This window comes from Thermomonas sp., assembly GCF_019104945.1.
GTDB lineage: Bacteria > Pseudomonadota > Gammaproteobacteria > Xanthomonadales > Xanthomonadaceae > Thermomonas.
The window spans coordinates 1-19,933 of sequence record NZ_JAHRWW010000017.1 but is presented as its reverse complement, the minus strand read 5'-3'; the positions used below and the strand labels follow the sequence as shown (position 1 = coordinate 19,933).

The 19,933-nt window shown below is 59.0% G+C and carries 15 protein-coding genes; 10 read left to right on the top strand and 5 right to left on the bottom strand.

The genetic code is table 11. The features are described from left to right. Positions 1 to 23: 23 nt before the first annotated feature. The 3 genes from KUL77_RS04910 to grxC form a co-directional block, all read right to left on the bottom strand. Positions 24 to 1,028 (bottom strand): isocitrate dehydrogenase, encoded by a 1,005-nt coding sequence (locus KUL77_RS04910; protein ID WP_297144194.1) that lies wholly within the window; start codon positions 1,026 to 1,028, stop codon positions 24 to 26. Between the two features lie 107 nt (positions 1,029 to 1,135). Continuing rightward, entirely contained in the window at positions 1,136 to 1,522 is a 387-nt protein-coding gene (locus KUL77_RS04905) for a carboxymuconolactone decarboxylase family protein (RefSeq protein ID WP_297144193.1), read from the bottom strand. After that, positions 1,519 to 1,797 carry a glutaredoxin 3 gene (gene grxC / locus KUL77_RS04900; protein WP_297144231.1) on the bottom strand — a complete coding sequence of 93 codons (279 nt, stop codon included), beginning with the start codon at positions 1,795 to 1,797 and terminating at the stop codon, positions 1,519 to 1,521. The genes KUL77_RS04905 and grxC overlap by 4 nt, the downstream gene beginning before the upstream one ends. A 111-nt stretch (positions 1,798 to 1,908) precedes the next feature. Between grxC and KUL77_RS04895 the strand changes: the two genes are divergently transcribed. From KUL77_RS04895 to KUL77_RS04875, 5 genes are read left to right on the top strand one after another with little or no spacing between them, the layout of a single operon-like run. After that, positions 1,909 to 3,525: a M48 family metalloprotease gene (locus KUL77_RS04895; RefSeq protein ID WP_297144192.1), complete on the top strand. Its 1,617-nt coding sequence runs from the start codon at positions 1,909 to 1,911 to the stop codon at positions 3,523 to 3,525. A 59-nt stretch (positions 3,526 to 3,584) separates the two neighbouring features. Next, on the top strand, positions 3,585 to 4,286 hold the full coding sequence (gene phoB, locus KUL77_RS04890; protein ID WP_297144191.1) for a phosphate regulon transcriptional regulator PhoB: 702 nt from the start codon (positions 3,585 to 3,587) through the stop codon (positions 4,284 to 4,286). Continuing rightward, entirely contained in the window at positions 4,286 to 5,614 is a 1,329-nt protein-coding gene (gene phoR / locus KUL77_RS04885) for a phosphate regulon sensor histidine kinase PhoR (RefSeq protein ID WP_297144190.1), read from the top strand. Before phoB ends, phoR begins: the two co-directional genes overlap by 1 nt. Beyond that, positions 5,611 to 7,689, top strand: coding sequence for a polyphosphate kinase 1 (gene ppk1 / locus KUL77_RS04880; protein WP_297144189.1), 2,079 nt, complete (start codon positions 5,611 to 5,613; stop codon positions 7,687 to 7,689). The genes phoR and ppk1 overlap by 4 nt, the downstream gene beginning before the upstream one ends. Then, positions 7,686 to 9,215 (top strand): Ppx/GppA phosphatase family protein, encoded by a 1,530-nt coding sequence (locus KUL77_RS04875; protein ID WP_297144188.1) that lies wholly within the window; start codon positions 7,686 to 7,688, stop codon positions 9,213 to 9,215. Before ppk1 ends, KUL77_RS04875 begins: the two co-directional genes overlap by 4 nt. A gap of 65 nt (positions 9,216 to 9,280) precedes the next feature. On the opposite strand, the gene KUL77_RS04870 is transcribed toward KUL77_RS04875, so the two are convergent. Then, on the bottom strand, positions 9,281 to 10,864 hold the full coding sequence (locus tag KUL77_RS04870) for a M20/M25/M40 family metallo-hydrolase (protein ID WP_297144187.1): 1,584 nt from the start codon (positions 10,862 to 10,864) through the stop codon (positions 9,281 to 9,283). 94 nt (positions 10,865 to 10,958) lie between these two features. Here KUL77_RS04870 and rlmJ point away from each other — a divergent pair, with 94 nt between their 5' ends. From rlmJ to KUL77_RS04845, 5 genes are all read left to right on the top strand, one after another. Then, positions 10,959 to 11,816 (top strand): 23S rRNA (adenine(2030)-N(6))-methyltransferase RlmJ, encoded by an 858-nt coding sequence (gene rlmJ, locus KUL77_RS04865; protein WP_297144186.1) that lies wholly within the window; start codon positions 10,959 to 10,961, stop codon positions 11,814 to 11,816. Between the two features lie 51 nt (positions 11,817 to 11,867). After that, positions 11,868 to 12,809, top strand: a complete 942-nt coding sequence (locus tag KUL77_RS04860) for a DUF808 domain-containing protein (protein ID WP_297144185.1) — start codon at positions 11,868 to 11,870, stop codon at positions 12,807 to 12,809. A 72-nt stretch (positions 12,810 to 12,881) separates the two neighbouring features. Further along, the gene (locus KUL77_RS04855) at positions 12,882 to 13,478 is read left to right on the top strand and encodes a GNAT family N-acetyltransferase (protein ID WP_297144184.1); all 597 of its coding nucleotides are present in this window, start codon (positions 12,882 to 12,884) and stop codon (positions 13,476 to 13,478) included. A 72-nt stretch (positions 13,479 to 13,550) separates the two neighbouring features. Further along, positions 13,551 to 17,045, top strand: a complete 3,495-nt coding sequence (gene mfd / locus KUL77_RS04850; protein WP_297144183.1) for a transcription-repair coupling factor — start codon at positions 13,551 to 13,553, stop codon at positions 17,043 to 17,045. Between the two features lie 116 nt (positions 17,046 to 17,161). Further along, positions 17,162 to 17,572 carry a hypothetical protein gene (locus KUL77_RS04845; RefSeq protein ID WP_297144182.1) on the top strand — a complete coding sequence of 137 codons (411 nt, stop codon included), beginning with the start codon at positions 17,162 to 17,164 and terminating at the stop codon, positions 17,570 to 17,572. 2 nt (positions 17,573 to 17,574) lie between these two features. On the opposite strand, the gene KUL77_RS04840 is transcribed toward KUL77_RS04845, so the two are convergent. After that, positions 17,575 to 18,564: an integron integrase gene (locus KUL77_RS04840; RefSeq protein WP_297144181.1), complete on the bottom strand. Its 990-nt coding sequence runs from the start codon at positions 18,562 to 18,564 to the stop codon at positions 17,575 to 17,577. Positions 18,565 to 19,933: the final 1,369 nt, after the last annotated feature.

Here is a 19,933-nt window from a genome sequence, read left to right as displayed (position 1 = left end):
TCTCTTACTCATTCAACCGGCGCTCAGATCCGGCTGGCAATCGCCTTGGCAAAGCTCATCGTGCTGCCTTCACCACCGAGATCTGGGGTGAGCGAGTCTTTCGCCTCCAAGGTGCCGATAATTGCCTTGCGCAGGCGGGCGGCCTGTTCCGGCATGCCCAGATGATCGAGCATCTGCACCGCACCGAGTAGCAGCGCGCAGGGGTTGGCAACGCCTTTACCGGCGATATCCGGCGCAGAACCATGCACGGCTTCGAAAATCGCCACGTCGGTGCCGATGTTTGCACCCGGGGCCAGGCCAAGGCCACCCACGAGCCCGGCGCACAGGTCGGAGATGATGTCACCAAACAGGTTGGTGGTAACGATGATGTCGAACTGCTCCGGCTTCATCACCAGCTGCATGCAGGTGTTGTCCACGATCATTTCGTTGCACTGAATGTCGGGGTACTGCGCCGCCACTTCACGTGCCGTTTTCAGGAACAGGCCCGAGGTGGACTTCATGATGTTGGCTTTATGCACCACCGTAACTTTCTTGCGCCCGGTCTTGCGCGCAAGATCGAAGGCGTAGCGCACGATGCGCTCGGAGCCGTGGCGGGTGACGCGCGAGGTGAGCACTGCAGTTTCACCATCGGCGGTGACTTCTTGGCCTTCACCGATATACACGCCTTGGGTGTTTTCGCGCACGGTGATCAGATCAACGCCCGAGCTAAAACGCGATTTGGTATTGGGGAAGCAGGTCGCCGGACGCACATTGGCGTAGAGGTCGAAATGCTTGCGCAGCGCCACATTGATCGAAGTAAAACCACCGCCCACTGGGGTGGTGAGGGGCGACTTCAGTGCGATCTTGTTCTTTGCGATGGAGGCCAGTGTGGCTTCTGGAAGCAGCTCACCATGCTTTTCCAGCGCGACCATACCTGCGTCTGCGTCTTCGTATGAAAGCCCAAGCTGCATTGCATCGAGCACATGCAAGGTGGCGTCCATGATTTCCGGGCCGATTCCGTCGCCACGGATGACAGTAATAGTCGTCATTTTCCAGTTTCCAGACAGTGCGCTGCCACGCGATGGGGCGTGGCAGCAATGGGTTTATAACGTGCGATTATGACAGATGCAGCGCTTTTGCATCTGCGAAGCCAGTCTCAACCGTGATCGTGTACAGGCGGCGTTTCGGTTGCGCCCTGCTCCAAGCGATCCAAGAAATCGACCGCGCGACGCAAGTGCGGGATCACAATCGACCCGCCTACCACCAGACCAATTGAAAAGGCTTCAAACATCTCGTCGCGGTTCACGCCAGCATCTTTGCACTGGGCCACGTGGTAGCTGATGCAATCATCGCAACGCAGCACCAGCGACGCCACCAGGCCGCATAATTCCTTGGTTTTAACGCTGAGCGCGCCTTCTTGGTAGGTTTGCGTATCCAGCGCAAAAAAGCGCCGCACGACCTGATTGGGCTCGTCCAAGATGCGTTTGTTCATCCGCTGGCGGAACTCGGTGAACTCCCGCACGCGGTCTTCGGTGTCGCTCATGCGGCCTTGCCTTCCAGCAGCGGCTCCAATTTGCCGTCACGCTGCAGCGCCATCATGTCGTCATACCCACCCACATGCACGTCGCCAATAAAAATTTGCGGGACGCTGGTGCGCTTGGTGAGTGCCACCATCTTTTCGCGCTCTGCCGGATCGGTGTCCACGCGCACTTCCGTCCAGCTATAGCCCTTACTCTTCAAAAAGTTCTTGGCCATGACGCAATAAGGGCAAACGGCGGTGCTATAGATCGTAATAACGGGCGAGTTGCTCACAAATATCTCCGGAACATTGCAAGGTGGTTGAGGTCAAAGATGGGGATGAAAATGCTATTTTCCAGCCATTCAAGCTCCGTCCACGCATTAGTTTCGCAAACAGGGCATTCTGTTCGCATGAAAAAACGCCTTTTGCACGCCACCGTCGCTTTTGCCCTTGCCGTGAGCGCCGCCGCTGCTGCGCAAGAACAGCGTCTGCCGGACATTGGCTCGTCGGCAGGCACGATTTTATCGCCCGCAAAGCAGGCCGAATACGGGGCGATGGTGCTTGCCCAGCTGCGCCATGAAGGCTATGTGTTAGACGACCCGTTGTTGGACGGCTGGCTAACCGACGTGGGCCAGCGGCTTGCAGGCAGCAGTGACCGGCCGCAGCAAAGTTTCACCTTCTTTCTGCTGCGCGAACGCCAGATCAACGCGTTTGCCACGCTGGGCGGTTATATCGCGGTGAACGCCGGGCTGATCCTAGCGGCGGATCGCGAAGATGAAATGGCCGGTGTGCTGGGCCACGAAATCGCTCACGTAACCCAGCAGCATGTGCTGCGCGGCGCAGAAAAAGCCCAGCGCGAAAGCCTGCCCATTCTGCTGGCCACCCTAGGCGCGATTGTTGCGGCGCAAAAGGCGGGCGGTAATTCCAGCGGTGATGCCACCTCCGCTGCACTGGTGACCGGGCTAGGCCTACTGCAGCAGCGGCAAATCGACTACACCCGCGACAATGAAGCCGAGGCCGACCGTATTGGCATTCGCACGCTTGCGCGCGCGGGCTACGACCCCGAAGCCATGGCCGATTTTTTCGTCACCATGCAGGGCGTGGTGCGGATGAACCAAGGTGATGAGCGTGCGGCGGTGCCTGGCTATCTGCAAACCCACCCACTGACCCTTGCCCGTATCAGCGAAGCGCGCGAACGTGCGGCCAAGCTGGAACCTGCGCTGGCCAGTAGCGCCAGCCTGCCCAGCAACAACCCGCTGCTCCCCCCTAATCTGCAAATTTCCACCAATACGCGCAGCCGCCAAGGCCAGGGCAATACCGGCGACTTCGGCTGGGCGCGCGAGCGTTTGCGCGTACTTAGCGCATCTACCCCCGCACAGGCCATTCGCGAATACCAGCAAATGCGCAGCAAGCAGCCGCTGGATGATGCGCGCCGCTACGGCCTCGCCTTTGCCCACCAGCAGGCCGGACACTATGCAGAAGCACTGCAAGAGCTGGCCCCGCTACTGAAAGCACAGCCCAATAATTTATGGCTCCAGATCGCAATGGGCGAATCAGAAGCCCACACCGGCAAGAGCCAAGACGCCGATCAACGCTTCAAAACCTTGCTTGCGCGCATGCCCACCCACCGCGCATTGGCGCTGAGCTATGCGCGGCTCCTGGCCGAGCGCAATACCCGCGACGCGGGAGAAAAAGCCGTTGCCGTGCTGCGCCCACTATTGGGCAGCAGCAGTAACGACCCGGCGTTTCAGCAGGCCTATGCACGCGCCAATGAAATCGCCGGAGATCCTGTCCGCGCGGGTGAGGCTTGGGCCGAAGCCGCCTATTTGGGGGGCCGCCCCGAACAGGCGCTGGTGCAGCTGAATAACCTCAAAAAACGCGACGACTTGGACTATTACGCGCGCGCCCGTATCGATGCACGCATCGCTGCGATCACCCCCACCGTGCTTGAACTGCGCCGCCAAGGAATACGCGATGAAGAAGTGAGCGGCCGCTTGGGCGTGCGCGCGAGGGCATTTCGTCACTAAACTGTCATCGTTTCGTCGTGTAATGGCACCACATCTTCATTACGGCCCTCGTTGACCGCATGCAAAAGCACATTTTGATTGTTGAGGACGAACCCGCTATTCGCGAAATGCTGGCCTTCACCCTGCGCAAAGATGGCCACAACCCTATGCAGGCCAGCGACGCGCAGGAAGCCCAGCTGCAAATTGCCGAACGCGTCCCCGACCTGATTCTGCTGGATTGGATGCTCCCCGGCTGCAGCGGCCTTGATCTTGCACGCCGCTGGCGGCGCGATGCACTCACGCGCGAAGTTCCTATCATCATGCTCACCGCCCGAGGCGAAGAGAACGACCGCGTTAACGGGTTGGAAGCCGGGGTGGACGACTACGTTGTGAAACCTTTTTCCACGCGTGAACTGCTGGCTCGCATTCGCGCTGTACTGCGTCGCTCGCGCGAGGATGACGCCGATGGCAACATCCAAATTGGCGCACTGCGTATCGACGGCGCGGCCCAGCGCGTATTTGCCGATATTGACAATGAAGCCATGCAGCTACAGCTTGGCCCGTCTGAATACCGGCTTCTGCACTTTTTTATGACCCACCCCGAGCGAGTGTATACGCGTTCGCAATTACTCGACCACGTTTGGGGTGGCAGCGTGTATGTGGAAGAACGCACAGTTGACGTGCATATTAGGCGCCTACGTAAAACGCTAGAACCGGCGCAACTGGCCGATATGGTGCAGACCGTACGCGGCGCTGGTTATCGTTTCTCGGCGGCATCGTGATGGCGCAGTCTAGCCGTAACGCTTGGCTGTTTTCACTGCTACGGCTATTGCTGATCCTCGCCATTGGAGGCGCCGTAGGCGCACTTATCCACCAGTTTTGGCCAGTTCTCTCGCTGACCTTACTCGGCGTTGTGTTGTGGCAGAGCTGGCGCTTGCACCGTCTGCTGCTGCACCTCATTTCGCGCAAACGCCTGAAGCCTGCGCGCGGCCAAGATGCGTGGGCGATGCTGGATGGTTTATTGCTGCGCCGCCAAACCGAATTGCGCAATCGCAAGCGCCGCCTACTGTCGATGCTACGCGCGTATCGCGCCCTTGCCGATGCCCTCCCCGACGCTGTGGTGCTGATTGAACGCAACAGTCAGCGCGTGCAGTGGTTCAACCAAACCGCCACGCCGCTGCTGGGCCTGCATTACCCTGCGGACTACCACGCACCCGTGGCCAGCGCGCTGCAGCCGCTTCCCATTACCCAGTGGCTCACCGCAGGGCGCAACGCAACACCGTTGGCCGACGTAGCCTCTCCTGTTGATCCCAACCTACGCTTGAGTTTGCGCCTGCTGCCGTATTCGGACGACCTATGGATGCTGGTGGCGCGCGATGTCAGCAAGCTTCTGCATTTAGAAGACATGCGCCGTGACTTTGTGGCCAACGTGTCGCACGAGCTGCGCACACCGCTGACCGTGATCCATGGCTACCTCGACCTTCTCGACGCCAACGAACACCCCGAATGGGCACCTCTACTCGGCGAAATGCGCAGCCAATCGCAACGCATGACCCAGCTGGTGGAAGATCTGCTTACCCTGTCGCGGCTGGAGACCCGCGACACCCTACCCGAAGAGCACGTAGCACTCGCCCCGCTGCTTGCCAGTCTGCGCCGCGAAGCGGAGATGTTGAGCGGCAAGCGCCACCAGATTCGGGTTGAAGACACCGCGCAGTGCGACCTGCTCGGTGCAGACAAAGAGCTGCACAGCGCATTTTCCAATCTTGTCAGCAATGCCGTTCGCTATACCCCAGAAGGCGGCGAGATCTGCATTCGGCTCGCATCCACCGCGCAAGGTGGGGTGACGCTAAGCGTACAAGACACCGGCCCCGGCATTGCTCCCGCGCACCTACCGCGCCTGACCGAGCGTTTTTACCGCGTGTCCACAAGCCGCTCACGCGCCACCGGCGGCACCGGGTTGGGGCTGGCCATCGTTAAACATGTACTGGGCTTGCATCAAGCGCAGCTCCACGTTGACAGCAGACTCGGGTTTGGCAGTACCTTTGCATGTCACTTCAGCGCCAACCGCGTACTACCCCGCCCCCCTGCCCCTTCGACAACACCACCATGACCCAGCACGCCGACCTACCCAATCTTCGCGACGCATCGCTGTACAGCAACCGCGAGCTTGGGCAGCTCGACTTCAACTTTCGCGTGCTTGCGCAGGCGCAGGATGCCGCCTTGCCCCTACTCGAGCGGCTGCGTTTTTTGTGCATTTCGTGCACAAACTTGGATGAGTTTTTTGAAATCCGCGGTGGCGCGGTGCATCACGCCGCAGAATTTAATATCGCAGCCGGGATGGATGGCATCGCTCCGGCGGCGCTGCTCGAGCGTATCCACAAACACGCGGCGGCGCTGGTGCAGGGCCAGTATCAATGCTTCTACGAGGAACTGCGCCCAGCACTCGCGGCGCAAGGCATCCATCTGCTACAACAAGATGAGTGGTCGCTCGAACAAACCGAATGGTTGCGCCACTATTTTCTCAGTGAAATTTTGCCGGTGCTCTCACCGCTGGGCTTAGATCCCGCGCACCCTTTTCCAAAAATTCTCAATAAGTCGCTCAACGTTGTCGTGCTATTGGAAGGGCGCGATGCGTTTGGCCGCGAGAGCCATCTGGCCGTGGTGCGTGCACCGCGTTCCCTGCCACGTATCATTCGGCTTCCCGATGCCGATGGTGACGGCGACGCATTTCATAATTTTGTTTTTCTTAGCACCATTTTATCGGCCTTCGTCCACGAGCTTTTCCCTGGCATGACGGTAAAAAGCGCGCATCAGTTCAGGGTGACGCGCAATTCAGAATTGATCGTTGATGAAGACGATATGGACAACCTTGCGCTGGCACTGCGCGATGAGTTGCAAGGACGTGGCTACCTGCGCGCGGTACGGTTGGAGATCGACGAAGCCTGCCCGCAGGATGTCGTAAACAGTCTGCTGGCCAATTTTGATCTTGCACCCAATGCGGTTTACAAAATTAACGGCCCGGTCAATTTGAACCGCGTTGGCCAAGTCTATGACATGGTGCAGCGCTCGGACCTGAAGTTTCCTTCCTTCCAACCGCGCCTACCGCACGGCATGGATGGCATGTTCGAACAAATCCAGCAGGGCGACATTCTGCTGCACCATCCATTCGACAGCTTCACTCCGGTGCTTGAGCTAATTCGCCAAGCAGCGGAAGACCCAAACGTACTTGCGATCAAGCAAACACTCTATCGCACGGGCAAACACTCCCCCATCGTTGAGCACCTTATTCAAGCGGCGCGTAACGGCAAAGACGTGACCGTAGTGGTAGAGCTGCGCGCACGTTTTGATGAAGAAGCCAACCTTGGCCTTGCCGACCGTCTGCAAGAGGCGGGCGTGCAGGTGGTGTATGGTGTGGTGGGGTATAAAACGCACGCCAAAATGCTGTTGATCGTGCGGCGCGAAGGCGGTGCACTACACCGCTACGTGCACCTTTCCACCGGCAATTACCACAGCGGCACCGCGCGCGCCTATACCGATTTTGGGCTAATGACCGCCAATGCCGATATTGGCCACGACGTGCATCTGATCTTCCAACAGCTTTCCGGGCTGGCCGCACCACTGACACTCAAGTGTTTACTGCAATCGCCGTTTACGCTGCACAAAGGCGTACTGGAGCGCATCGCACGCGAAACCGAACACGCTCGCGCAGGTAAGCAAGCGCGCATCGTGGCGAAGATGAATGCACTTAATGAACCGCATGTGGTGCGCGCACTCTACAAAGCCTCGCGTGCGGGCGTTCAAATTGACCTAATCGTACGCGGGGCCTGTGCGCTACGCCCCGGTATTGTGGGTGTATCGGACAATATCCGCGTGCGTTCAATCGTGGGGCAATTTTTAGAACACCATCGCGTTTGGTGGTTTGGCAATGATGGAACACCCGACCTGTTCTGCACCTCAGCCGACTGGCTTGAGCGCAACTTGCTACACCGCGTAGAAACCGCATTCCCGATATTAGACCCCGCCATTGCACACCGCGTGCTGCGCGAAGGCCTGCTCAATTATCTTGCCGACAATCAAAACGCGTGGCAATTACAGGCCGATGGCCACTACCAACGCTGCGTGGCGCAGCACGGTGAAACGCCCTTCTCGGCGCAGCAGGCCATGCTGGAGGCACTCACTCAATGATCAATACCACTGCCGAACAGCATCCCAATCTGCACGAAGGTGATCTTTTAGCCGCACTCGATCTAGGCTCTAACAGCTTTCATATCGTGGTGGCGCAGCGCGTACTTGGCCAACTGCGCATCGTCGATCGCCTACGCGAAACCGTGCGTATGGCCGAAGGCCTCAACGCCCTCGGTGGCCTATCACCGGATGTACAAGCACGTGCGCTGGCCAGCCTGTCGCGCTTTGGTCAACGTATTGCCAATATCCCTTCGCGTCATGTGCGCGTGGTGGCCACCAATAGCGTGCGTCAAATGCGTGCGCCAGAGCGCTTTCTTATTCCTGCTGAAGCCGCGCTGGGGCATGGTATCGACGTGATTTCTGGGCGCGAAGAAGCGCGCCTTGTCTATCTCGGAGTAGCGCATGAACAGCCCCCGGAAGAAGGACAAAAGCGGCTGGTGATCGATATCGGTGGCGGCTCTACCGAATGCATCATCGGTACCGGTTTCACCCCACTCGAACGCGAGAGCCTGCAAGTGGGCTGCGTGGCTAGCACGCTGCGGTTCTTCCCCGGCGGCAAACTTTCACGTAAGCGTTGGAACGCGGCTCTTACTGAAATCACCGTGCAATTCCAGCAGTTCGCCAGCACCTACCGCAGCCTAGGTTGGGACGAAGCCATCGGCACCTCGGGCACGCACAAAGCCATTAGCAATATCTGCGTGGCGATGAAGCTCACCAAAGGCGCGATCACGCCTGAAGCCGTCGCACAGATTCGCGACACTCTGCTGCGCGCTGACAAGATTGATGAGATCGACCTACCCACTCTTTCCGATGATCGTCGCCCAATCATTGCGGGTGGCATCTTGGTACTGGAAGCCGTCTTCAACGCACTTAAGCTTAGCCGCCTACAGGTAAGCAAAGCCGCGCTGCGTGAGGGCGTACTCTATGACCTTCTCGGCCGTGGCGGCGCCGACGACCCACGCGATGTATCTGTGACCGCGTTGATGCAGCGCTACGGCGTGGATGCCGCGCAAGCCGAGCGGGTTGAATGCACAGCGTTGCAACTGTTTGAGCAGGTTTGCGACACATGGCCCCTCTCTAGCGATGACCGCGCCATGCTGGTTCGTGCCGCGCGTTTGCACGAAGTGGGCCTCGCTATCGCGCATAGTGGTTATCACAATCACGGTGCCTATGTGCTGCAGCATTCAGATATTGCGGGGTTCTCGCAACAGGGGCAGCGCTATCTTGCCGCTTTGGTACGCAGCCACCGGCGCAGTGTGTCGAAATCTGCTTTTGAAATGATCCCAGACCGCCTATTGTCGGGCGCGCGGCATACGGCCGCCCTGCTGCGGCTGGCTGTTTTGCTGCACCGCGCGCGCCAAGACGAGCTTCCACCCACGCTGCAACTGCGTGCGCAAGGCGAACAGCTGCTGTTACGCATCGACAAACGCTGGCTGCATAGCCACCCACTGCTGCGTGCAGACCTCGAAAGCGAGCCCGAAGACATGCTGGGACTTGGCCTTCAACTCAAAGTAGAAACGCTCTAAGTCTCGATACAAGAAAGGGCCGGTAGAGACCGACCCTTTCTTGATACTGCGTGTATTGTTAAAACTCAGTTCCCCGCCACCGGCTTGCGCGGCAGCTTTGTCGGGCGCATGGCGGTGTTATAGACGAACGAAGCAATGATCGCCGACGCCTGTTTCAGATCATCTTCCACCGCGTGATCTTGCACGTCCAAATCGGTGTGGTGCACATGGCTGAAATAATCCAGCTGATCTTGCACAAACTGGAAGCCAGGCACACCCACGGCGTCAAAACTCACATGGTCGGTGCTGCCAGTATTGCGCTGGGTAACAATCGTAGCGCCCACGTCGTTCCACGGTTTCAGCCACTCTTGGAAAATAGGTGCTGCGGCCAAATTTTCTTGCGCGTAGATGCCACGAATCTTGCCGCTACCGTTATCAAGGTTGTAGTACGCAGAAATTTTTTCGTACTCATTGCCTTTGATTAACTTGCCTTTGTTTTGACGGAAGAACGCGGGGATAGCCTTCTGTTCTGGGTCTTTGGGTTCTTCAAACTTCGCCACGTGCTTCTTCACGTATTCTTGCGAACCAATCAGCCCCTGCTCTTCACCCGTCCATAGCGCTACGCGAATGGTGCGGTTCGGCTTGGCACCAACGGCCTTCAGTACGCGCATGGCTTCCATCATTACCGCCACGCCTGCGCCATTGTCATTGGCACCGGCACCGGCATGCCAAGAGTCCATATGCGCGCCGAGCATCACCACTTCATTTTTCTGCGGGCCAACGCCAGGAATTTCTGCAATGGTGTTATAGCCGGGCTGATTGGCCTCGTCTATGAAACGCGCGTCCACGTTGACACGCAGCTTGACCGGCTCTTTACGCTCCAGTGCACGCATCACCGTGTTGTAGTGTTCGGCCATCAGCACCAACGCGGGCACGCCCACCGATTCCCCGGCTTTGCGTGAACCACCGCCCATCACGCGCACGATGCCATCATTCCAGCTGCTGATCGACACCGTGGCCGCCACACCTTCGTCAATCAAAAATTGATTGATCAGCGGTGCCATTTCCATGCGCGCACGGAAGCGCGCCATCATTGCCGGGTCAATATCACGCGCCTTCGGCAATGGGAAGGCCAGCATTTCTTCTAGCGTTGCACCGTCGTAACGTTGGAAATCGGACTTTTCATTGGGCTTGTAAGCACGCAAGTCGTCGGTAAACACAATCTTGCCTTTCAGCTTACCCTTCCACTTTTCCAAGTCTGCTTTGGATTCTAGCTTGACCAAAATAGCCTCGCCCTCAACTGCACCACTGGTGCCCGGCGTCCACGCCTTGGGGATTGCGTGTAGTGGCATCGCGCGCGGCGCCAGCATCTCCATGCTGGCATTGGTGAACACCCAGCCACGGCCGAGGTCGTCGATGGCTTCATCATGCACATTCGACAACCCCCACTCGGTGAACTTGGAGCGTGACCAGCGGTTGGCTTCCAACATGGCTGGAGACAGCGTCAAACGCGGGCCAATGACATCGGTGAGGTGATTAAGCGTTGCCATTACCTGTGAGCGCTGAAAGGCTTCCTGACGGATTTTCCCCGTCATGTCCAAATCAACTTTTTCCTGCGCATTCGCCGCGCAAGCTACCACCAAAGCCACCGATAACGCCCAACGCTTCATATCGCCCCCAAAGGATTTATATGGAAGGAGAGCTTGCCAGCCCGAATTTCACTCCGCGTGGGCCATCGGTCATGGTGAATGCGACAATAGCCCCATGAATTACCGTCATTCCTTTCACGCAGGCAACCACGCCGACGTTCTCAAGCACGTTGTGGTGTTGGCGCTATGCGACGCGCTGACCGCCAAACCCGCCCCCTGCTTCGCCCTTGATACTCACGCGGGGCGCGGCCTATATCGCCTTGAAAGCGAGGCCGCACAAAAGACTGGCGAAGCCTTCGACGGTATCGCCAGGCTACAGGCCGAGGCCCCGCGCCATCCGGCGATCCAGCGCTATTTGGCCACGATCCGCGCCTGCCGCAGCCAACACGGTAGCGATGCCTACCCCGGCTCACCGTGGCTACTGGCACACGCACTGCGCGAGCAAGACCGCATCGCCGCCTGTGAACTGCAGCCAGAAGAAGCCGCCGTGCTTAAGGGGCATTTCAGTCGTGAACCGCGCATCAGCGTACACCCCAGCGATGGCTACGCCGCGCTCAAAGCCCTGCTTCCTCCCAAGCACGGCAACATTAAATATGCTCGCGGATTGGTGCTGATCGACCCTCCTTACGAGGCCCAATTGGCAGAATTCGACACCGCCCTGCAAGCGCTTCGTGAAGGCCTGTCGCGCTGGCCGCAGGGCATGTTTGCGCTGTGGTATCCGATCAAACAAGGGCGCGCCTTGCAGCCATTCCGGCGCGCGGCAGCACAGCTACCCGCAAAATCCGCGCTGCTCCTAGAGCTGTTGGTTCGCCCCGACGACTCTCCGCTGCGCATGAACGGTAGTGGCATGCTGATTTTGAATGCGCCTTGGCAGTTCGATAGCCAAATGCGCCCTGCCCTCGAAGCCTTATGCACCGCACTGGGCGAGGCCGGTGCAAGCACCCGCGTGGATTGGCTAAAAGCACCCGTATAAGCCGCCTTCAAAGTTATGCGAAAATCTGCGGCCACCACTTGTTGACCTCCTATGGCCTCCAGCTTTTTTGCCCTTTTCGATGACATCGCCAGCCTGCTGGACGATATTGCCAGCATGACTAAAGTCGCCAGCGGCAAAACGGCTGGCGTGCTTGGGGATGACTTAGCACTCAACGCCGAACAGGTCAGCGGTGTGCGCGCCGAGCGCGAGCTTCCGGTGGTATGGGCCGTGGCCAAAGGCTCACTCGTCAATAAAGCCATCCTCGTGCCCGCAGCGCTAATCATCGCCGCGCTGGAGGGCTGGCTGGAAGCACGTGGTTTCGCCATTCCGTTGATTCTGCCGCTGCTGATGCTGGGTGGGGCGTATCTTTGCTTTGAAGGTGCCGAGAAGCTGGCGCATAAATTTTTGCATAAGGCCGAAGCTGTCGAGCACCACGACATGCTTGCGCAGGTCGTTGCCGACCCATCCATGGACCTACTCGCCTTCGAGCAGGAAAAAATCAAAGGTGCGATTCGCACCGACTTCGTGCTTTCGGCGGAAATCATCGTGATTTCGCTGGGCACGGTTGCAGAAAAGGCCTTTGCCACCCAGCTCGGCGTACTTACTGCTATTTCATTGGTAATGACCGTGGGCGTGTACGGTCTTGTGGGCGGCATCGTCAAGCTAGACGATCTTGGCCTGCATCTCATTCGCCCCAGTGCTGGCGCTTTCAGCCGCAGCCTTGGCCGCTTTGTCCTCGCCTTTGCCCCCAAACTTATGAAAGCCCTTTCGGTCATTGGCACCGCCGCAATGTTCTTGGTGGGCGGCGGCATTTTGGCCCACGGCATTGGCCCACTTCACCACGCCATTGAGGCCCTCAGCGCGGGTGCGTTGTCGTGGCTGTGGTCATCGCTACTCAATGGTCTTACCGGAATTTTGGCGGGTGCTCTGCTGGTGGGGGGGCTTTCGGCCCTGTCGTTCCTGCGGAACAAGCGGCATACTCCAACGGTCTGAACCGCTACACCCAGCCGAAGGGCAGACATCTGCCATTCATTTTTTTAACACTTACCGCGCGATGATTCCGACATGGCCGCACGCAACCGCATGCCTCCGTGGCACGAAAATGTCCGCCTCGCTAACGGGCGCGACCTCCTGATCCGTCCCATCCGGCCGGAGGACGCTGACCCGATGCGGGCGGCGTTTTCGCTGCTCGAACCCGACGAAATTCGCCAGCGCTTCTTGCATCCGATGAAGGAGCTAACCAGCAAGCAGGCCGATCAACTCACCCGGCCCGATCCGCGCCGCGACTTCGCGCTGGTCGCCGCCGAGCCGCTGCCACCGGGGGAGGCCTTGGTGGGCGCGGTGGCGCGCATCACGATCGACGCGAACGGCAAAGACGCAGAATTCGCAATTCTTGTCAGCCATTACGTCAACGGTATGGGATTAGGCCGCCACCTAATGCGCCGCTTGGTGCGCTGGGCGAAAGGCCGTAAGGTGCAGCGCGTGTACGGCGACGTCCTTGAATCTAATATGCCCATGCAGGCTTTGGCGCAGTCGCTGGGTTTTCGTAGTGAGCCCACCGCGGAAGCTGGGCTGGTTCGTGTGGTTCTTGATATTCCGCCACCTAAGCCCAAGTTGCCGCCGCTGGCTGCGCCACTGCAGCCTTCACCCGGTAACCGTTAAACTCCACCTGACAACTTCATTTTCTAGCGCTGGCGCGTTGCGTCCGGCGCTTGTGTTTATTGGTGCTTTTGAATGCCGCAATCTCCGCTGTCATTTCCTGTTCCGCTTCCTCGCGCTGGGCAAAACCGCGCATTCTGGCGCGCGCCGTCGTCCTCAACCGCACTGGCCTGCGCGATTCATGCCGCTGCCATCGCCTATTCCGGAACGCTGCTAGCCATTACCCGCGACAACCAGAGCGCTGCTGCTTTAGAAGCCGATCTGCGCCTGCTTGCAAACGATGATGCGCGGCTGCAAATCCACGGCTTCCCCGATTGGGAAACGCTCCCTTACGACCGCTTCAGCCCGCACCCCGAGATTGTGAGCCAGCGCCTTGCCACCTTGGCGCGCTTGCCGGAGCTGCAGCAAGGCATCGTGGTGGTCCCCATCACTACATTGATGCAGCGTATCGCGCCGCATAGCCACATATTAGGTAGCCGCTTTAGCGTGCGCGTTGGGCAGCGTCTCGATATGGATGCTGAAAAGCGGCGCTTAGAAGCCGCTGGCTATCGCAACGTGCCGCAGGTCTATGACCCCGGTGATTTTGCCGTCCGGGGCGGCCTGCTGGATATCTACCCGATGGGTGCAGATACCCCGTTTCGAGTCGAGTTATTGGATGACGAGATCGATAGCATCCGTACCTTCGACACCGACACCCAGCGGTCACTTGAAAAAATCGAGCTCATTGATCTTCTTCCCGGCCGCGAAGTTCCAATGGACGACACCCACGTCCAGCACGCGCTGGATGCGCTGCGTGAACGCTTTGACATCGACACACGACGCAGCGCGCTTGTTCAAGATCTCAAAGCGGGCCTTGCTCCTGCGGGGATTGAATACTATTTGCCGCTGTTCTTTGCGCCCAAGCGCGGAGCAGCACAAAGCACCGAAACGCTATTCGACTACTTCAGCAGCAGCGTGCTCCCCGTACTCTGCGAGGGCACAAGCGAAGCCTTAGACGCTGCATGGCAGCAGATCAACCACCGCTACGACCAGCTGCGCCACGACATCGAACGGCCACTGCTACCGCCGCAAGACCTCTGGCTTGCGCCCGATACGCTGCGCGAGCGGCTCAACCAAAATGGGCGTATCGAAATTTGTAACGCGCAGCACGCGCGCTCTACCGAGGCGCATACGCTCCCAGTGCAGCCCGCGCCAGCACTGCCCCTTACACAGAAAGATCATATTTCTGGCGACAGCCTCAAACAATTTCTTGCGACCTATCCCGGCCGCGTGCTGATCGCCGCAGACTCCGCTGGACGCCGCGAGAGTCTGCGCGAGGTGCTACAAGCAGGCGGGTTGGTGCCGGAGAACGTACCGAATTTCGTGGGGTATTTTGCGAACCATACCGCACCCCGCTTCGCCATCACCGTTGCTGCTTTTGACGACGGCTTCGCTCTGGACGCGCCGCAGCTGTGCGTGCTCACCGAGCGCCAGCTATTCCCCGAACGCGCATCGCAGCCGCGCCGCCGCAAACGCGCCGGGCGCGAGCCGGAAGCGATCATCCGCGACCTTGGCGAGCTTTCGCTGGGCGCACCAATCGTGCACGAAGACCACGGCGTCGGCCGCTATCGCGGGCTGGTGGCGATGGACATCGGCGGCCTGCCCGGCGAGTTCCTCGACATCGAATACGCCAAGGGCGATCGCCTGTACGTGCCGGTGGCGCAGTTGGACAGGATCAGCCGCTATTCCGGCGCCAACCCCGACACCGCGCCGCTGCACAACCTTGGCGGCGAGCAATGGGCCAAGGCCAAGAAGAAAGCCGCCGACAAGGTGCGTGACGTGGCCGCCGAGCTGCTGGAGATCCAGGCCAAGCGGCAGGCCCGCGCCGGGCTTGCGATCGACGTCGACCGGGCGATGTACGAGCCGTTTGCCGCCACCTTCCCGTTCGAGGAAACCCCCGACCAGCACGCCGCGATCGAAGCGGTGCTGCGCGACCTGCAGTCCAGCCAGCCGATGGACCGGGTGGTCTGCGGCGATGTCGGCTTCGGCAAGACCGAAGTTGCGGTGCGCGCCGCCTTCGCCGCGGCAAGCGCCGGCAAGCAGGTGGCGGTGCTGGTGCCGACGACGCTGCTCGCCGAGCAGCACTACCGCAACTTCCGCGACCGCTTCGCCGACTGGCCGCTGAAGGTCGAAGTGCTGTCACGCTTCAAGAGCAAGAAGGAAATCGACGCGGAGTTGGTGAAGCTGGCCGAGGGCAAACTCGACGTGATCGTCGGCACCCATCGCCTGCTACAACCGGACGTGAAGTTCAAGGATTTGGGCCTAGTCATCGTCGATGAAGAGCAGCGTTTCGGCGTGCGCCAGAAGGAAGGCTTGAAGAAGCTGCGCGCCAATGTGCACCTGCTGACCCTGACCGCCACGCCGATCCCGCGCACGCTGAACATGGCGATGAGCGGCCTGCGCGACCTGTCGATCATCGCGACACCACCGGCCAATCGCCTCGCGGTGCAGACCTTCGTCCACGTCTGGGACGATGCCTTGCTGCGCGAAGCCTTCCAGCGCGAGCTGGCACGCGGCGGCCAGGTCTACTTCCTGCACAACGACGTGGAGAGCATCGGCCGCATGCACGACGAGCTGCAGGCGCTGGTGCCGGAGGCACGCATCGACATCGCCCACGGCCAGATGCACGAACGCGAGCTGGAACGGGTGATGCTGGAGTTCCACAAGCAGCGCACCAATGTGCTGCTGTGTTCGACCATCATCGAATCTGGTATCGACATTCCCAATGCCAATACCATCCTGATCAATCGCGCCGACAAGTTCGGCCTTGCGCAGCTACACCAGCTGCGCGGGCGTGTGGGCCGCAGCCACCATCGCGCCTACGCCTACCTTCTGGTGCCGGACGGCCGCAGCATCACTGCGGATGCGAAGAAACGGCTGGAGGCGATTTCTTCGATGGATGAGCTTGGCGCAGGCTTTACATTGGCCACGCACGATTTGGAAATTCGTGGTGCCGGCGAGCTGCTGGGCGAAGGCCAGAGCGGGCAGATGGCCGAAGTCGGCTTCAGCCTCTACACCGAGCTGCTGGAACGCGCGGTGAAGTCGATCAAACAGGGCAAACTGCCTGATGCGGATGACGATGACCGCTTTGGCGCCGATGTTGACCTACATATCCCGGCACTGATCCCCGATGACTACCTGCCCGACCCGCACGCGCGGCTCACCCTATACAAGCGGATTAGCGCTGCCCGCGACGCGGATGCACTGCGCGAGCTACAGGTGGAGATGATTGACCGTTTCGGTCTGCTGCCGGATGCGACCAAGCACCTGTTCGCCGCTGCCGAATTAAAACTCGACGCTACCCGACTAGGCATCAAGAAGTTGGACCTTGGCAGCAATGGCGGCCGCGTGCAGTTTGTGGAGAAACCCCATGTCGACCCGATGGCAGTGATTCAATTGATTCAAGGCCAACCCAAACACTACAAGATGGACGGCCCAGATAAACTGCGCATCACGTTGGAACTACCTGACGTCGCTACGCGTTTCCAGTGCGCGCGCGGCCTGCTCACCACATTGGCACCAAACATATAAGCGCGGCGCGAGCTTCGCGGCGCGACTGCGAAGCTTGCTCCATCAACCATACGCATTATCTTGCACTTGGCCACACTTCGCGATCCAATGGAAAGGTCAGACATCGAGCACCTGCCATGCTTCGTATTACTCGCCTTCTACCGCTGATCTTGCTAACTGGCTGCGCCGCCAGTGCCACACAAATGCAAACACCACCGCCCAATGATGCAGCCCACCCTCTCACGGTAACGCTGCCTATCGGTGGCCAATATTTACTTTCGGATGGTGGCAAAATCACTTATCTGCAACTCATCAACGACTCACGCTGCCCACCTAACGTGCAGTGCATCTGGGCTGGCGATGCTGAAGTCGAACTTCGCTGGCAACCTGCAAAAGGACGCCCTACAACGTTCTCACTGCATACAAACCCCACGCAGGACACAAGCAGTAACAACTTCACCCTTGGATCTCTACGCACGACGCTGAAAGACCTTGAACGCGGAATTGCCCCGAAAGCCACACTGCAAATTTCCACTGTATCGCCATAACCTTATCCATCCAACGGACTGCGCACACCTTGCCCACCGCGATTCAGCACATGGGTGTAAATTTGCGTTGTAGCGACGTCTTTGTGTCCAAGTAATTCTTGAATGGTGCGGATGTCGTAGCCTGCTTCCAACAGATGCGTAGCAAACGAGTGGCGAAGCGTATGGCACGTTGCGGGCTTATCAATCCCTGCCTTCTTGCGCGCCATTTGCACAGCGCGCTGTAAAACGGCCTCATCGACATGATGTCGGCGCATTACGCCACAGCTTGGATCCCTTGAAAGCCTCATTGCAGGAAACACGTAGTGCCAAGCCAACTCCAACCCCGCATTGGGGTATTTTCGCTCTAGCGCCTGCGGCAACCAGACGCCCGACACCCCAGCCGCACGATCTTGTGCGTGCAGCACGCGCACTCTGCTTACCGCCTGCTGCAGCGGCTCTCGCAACCGTTGCGGTAACGGAACGCGTCGATCCTTATTCCCCTTACCAGCACGCACAGTAATTTCACTGCGATCAAAATCTACATCCTTCACCCTCAGACGCAAACACTCCAACAAGCGCAGCCCAGAGCCATACAACAATGCCGCCATAAGCCATGTTTGGCCATCCAGCATCGTCAGTAAACGGTCCATCTCAGCACGAGAAAGCACCACCGGCACCCGACGCGGCCGCTTCGCTCGCACCACATCGTCCATCCAAGGAAGATCCAACACCAATACTTCGCGGTACAAAAATAGCAACGCCGCCAGCGCCTGATTCTGCGTTGAAGCGGCCACCTTCCCTTCCGTGGCCAACCGTGTAAGAAACAACTCCACCTCAGCCTTTCCCATGGCCCGTGGATGCGAACCGCCGTTGGCTTGAATAAACCGCCATACCCAAGCCACATACGCCTGCTCAGTACGCAAGCTGTAATGCTTCACCCGGCAGCGTTGACGGATCGCCTCAAGCAACCCAGGTGATTGCGCCGGCTGATGCGTTACACCCTGTTTTGACATCCATATCGACGGAGTATCCACACCACATCCCGCTTTTGGAGTTTTGTGGCAGATATGCTGGCGGCAGTGACTCTCTGTCGCCAGCGGCTAACAGCTTGTTTTAAGGTCAGTTTTCCCCGACTAGCTTCAACCCACCACAATGTGCATACTTGTTCACATCCCGTTTTGGGGATCAATTAGTTGTTAGGCAGCTCAGGAAGATCGACGCGTGTGGAAGCAAGAAGGACGCATCTCGCTTTGGCGGTACACGGCCAACGAGCGAAACTACCCGGGGTGGCATCTCAACGCCGATGAGCCCGGGTGCGCCTCGCTACTAGCGTTGCTTCAGGAGCTTGCGGGGAGCCTTGGCGCCCACCGCACCGTCCAGATCTCTGCGCCTGATCACGCACAGCTGTCTGTTCCCAACAATCAGGGTGGCCGCGCCCCTTGGCTTGCGCCGCAGAAGCTTCGGGTGTCTTGCTCCCCCGAGCCGCAAATCTGGAGTTTCCCGCCGGAAATTGAGCCAGCCTGCTTTACAGTGGGCGCGAGTTGGCTGGAGCCACTGTGCCGGGGCATTGCGGGCATTCCCGAGGGCCGCGGCGATTTCTCCATTGGCAGCAGCAAGCACGGCAGCCTTCCGCTTTGGTTCTGGTGGTGAGCTGGGAGCTGCCTAACAATTCGTCCAAGCCGACGCCGCTTCGCGGCGCGGCTTAACTCAGGTGTTAGGCCGCTATCTGTGATCTCGCATGCCACCTGACCCACAACAGCTAGATAAAGCGGCGGACCAGCTTATCGTCTTGTCCATTGTGCTGTTGACGCTGACGCTCCTTGGCATTACAGCACTCATTGCCGCCCTGCGCTTTGGCTCCCTCTGGAGCCTTCTGCTCCTCATTTTTTTGCTTCCCGCTGCCCTCATCATCAGTGCCATAAGCCTCAAGGTTCTGGCACAACGGCGCCGTTCAACTCAGGGAAGCCGATGAGCCCGAAAGACGCACGAGACTCTACAGGCGCCAACTGCAAGTACAATCCCATCGCGGTCAGGGTCGCGAGTTATGCTCGCTCGGTGGGCGCGGCAGTTGTGGCACGCGGCCTAACAATTCGTTCAAGCCGAACCCGCTTCGTGGCGTCAAATGCCTGCTTGCGCTACGCTAGCAGGCATTCGCCGCCACTGCGCGTGTCGGCTTAACTCAGGCGTTAGCCCTGTGAAGAGCAATCAATCGCGCTCCCTTGCAAGGCCAGTGATGACTATAATCACTCACGATCTAGCAAGCCAATTATTGAACTCGCTTAACGACAAGAAAATTTCGTTTTTGCAACAAGATCAAGATCAAAATCTACAGCCTGCACGTGCTTGGAGAGCAAGAGCCAGAGCGAACTCCACGCGACTGAC

Bases quoted from the DNA above. Each gene is read 5' to 3' on its own strand.
- KUL77_RS04910 (WP_297144194.1), bottom strand. From the start codon at position 1,028: ATGACGACTATTACTGTCATCCGTGGCGACGGAATCGGCCCGGAAATC.
- KUL77_RS04905 (WP_297144193.1), bottom strand. From the start codon at position 1,522: ATGAGCGACACCGAAGACCGCGTGCGGGAGTTCACCGAGTTCCGCCAG.
- KUL77_RS04895 (WP_297144192.1), top strand. From the start codon at position 1,909: ATGAAAAAACGCCTTTTGCACGCCACCGTCGCTTTTGCCCTTGCCGTG.
- phoB (WP_297144191.1), top strand. From the start codon at position 3,585: ATGCAAAAGCACATTTTGATTGTTGAGGACGAACCCGCTATTCGCGAA.
- phoR (WP_297144190.1), top strand. From the start codon at position 4,286: ATGGCGCAGTCTAGCCGTAACGCTTGGCTGTTTTCACTGCTACGGCTA.
- ppk1 (WP_297144189.1), top strand. From the start codon at position 5,611: ATGACCCAGCACGCCGACCTACCCAATCTTCGCGACGCATCGCTGTAC.
- KUL77_RS04875 (WP_297144188.1), top strand. From the start codon at position 7,686: ATGATCAATACCACTGCCGAACAGCATCCCAATCTGCACGAAGGTGAT.
- KUL77_RS04870 (WP_297144187.1), bottom strand. From the start codon at position 10,864: ATGAAGCGTTGGGCGTTATCGGTGGCTTTGGTGGTAGCTTGCGCGGCG.
- rlmJ (WP_297144186.1), top strand. From the start codon at position 10,959: ATGAATTACCGTCATTCCTTTCACGCAGGCAACCACGCCGACGTTCTC.
- KUL77_RS04860 (WP_297144185.1), top strand. From the start codon at position 11,868: ATGGCCTCCAGCTTTTTTGCCCTTTTCGATGACATCGCCAGCCTGCTG.
- KUL77_RS04855 (WP_297144184.1), top strand. From the start codon at position 12,882: ATGGCCGCACGCAACCGCATGCCTCCGTGGCACGAAAATGTCCGCCTC.
- mfd (WP_297144183.1), top strand. From the start codon at position 13,551: ATGCCGCAATCTCCGCTGTCATTTCCTGTTCCGCTTCCTCGCGCTGGG.
- KUL77_RS04845 (WP_297144182.1), top strand. From the start codon at position 17,162: ATGCTTCGTATTACTCGCCTTCTACCGCTGATCTTGCTAACTGGCTGC.
- KUL77_RS04840 (WP_297144181.1), bottom strand. From the start codon at position 18,564: ATGTCAAAACAGGGTGTAACGCATCAGCCGGCGCAATCACCTGGGTTG.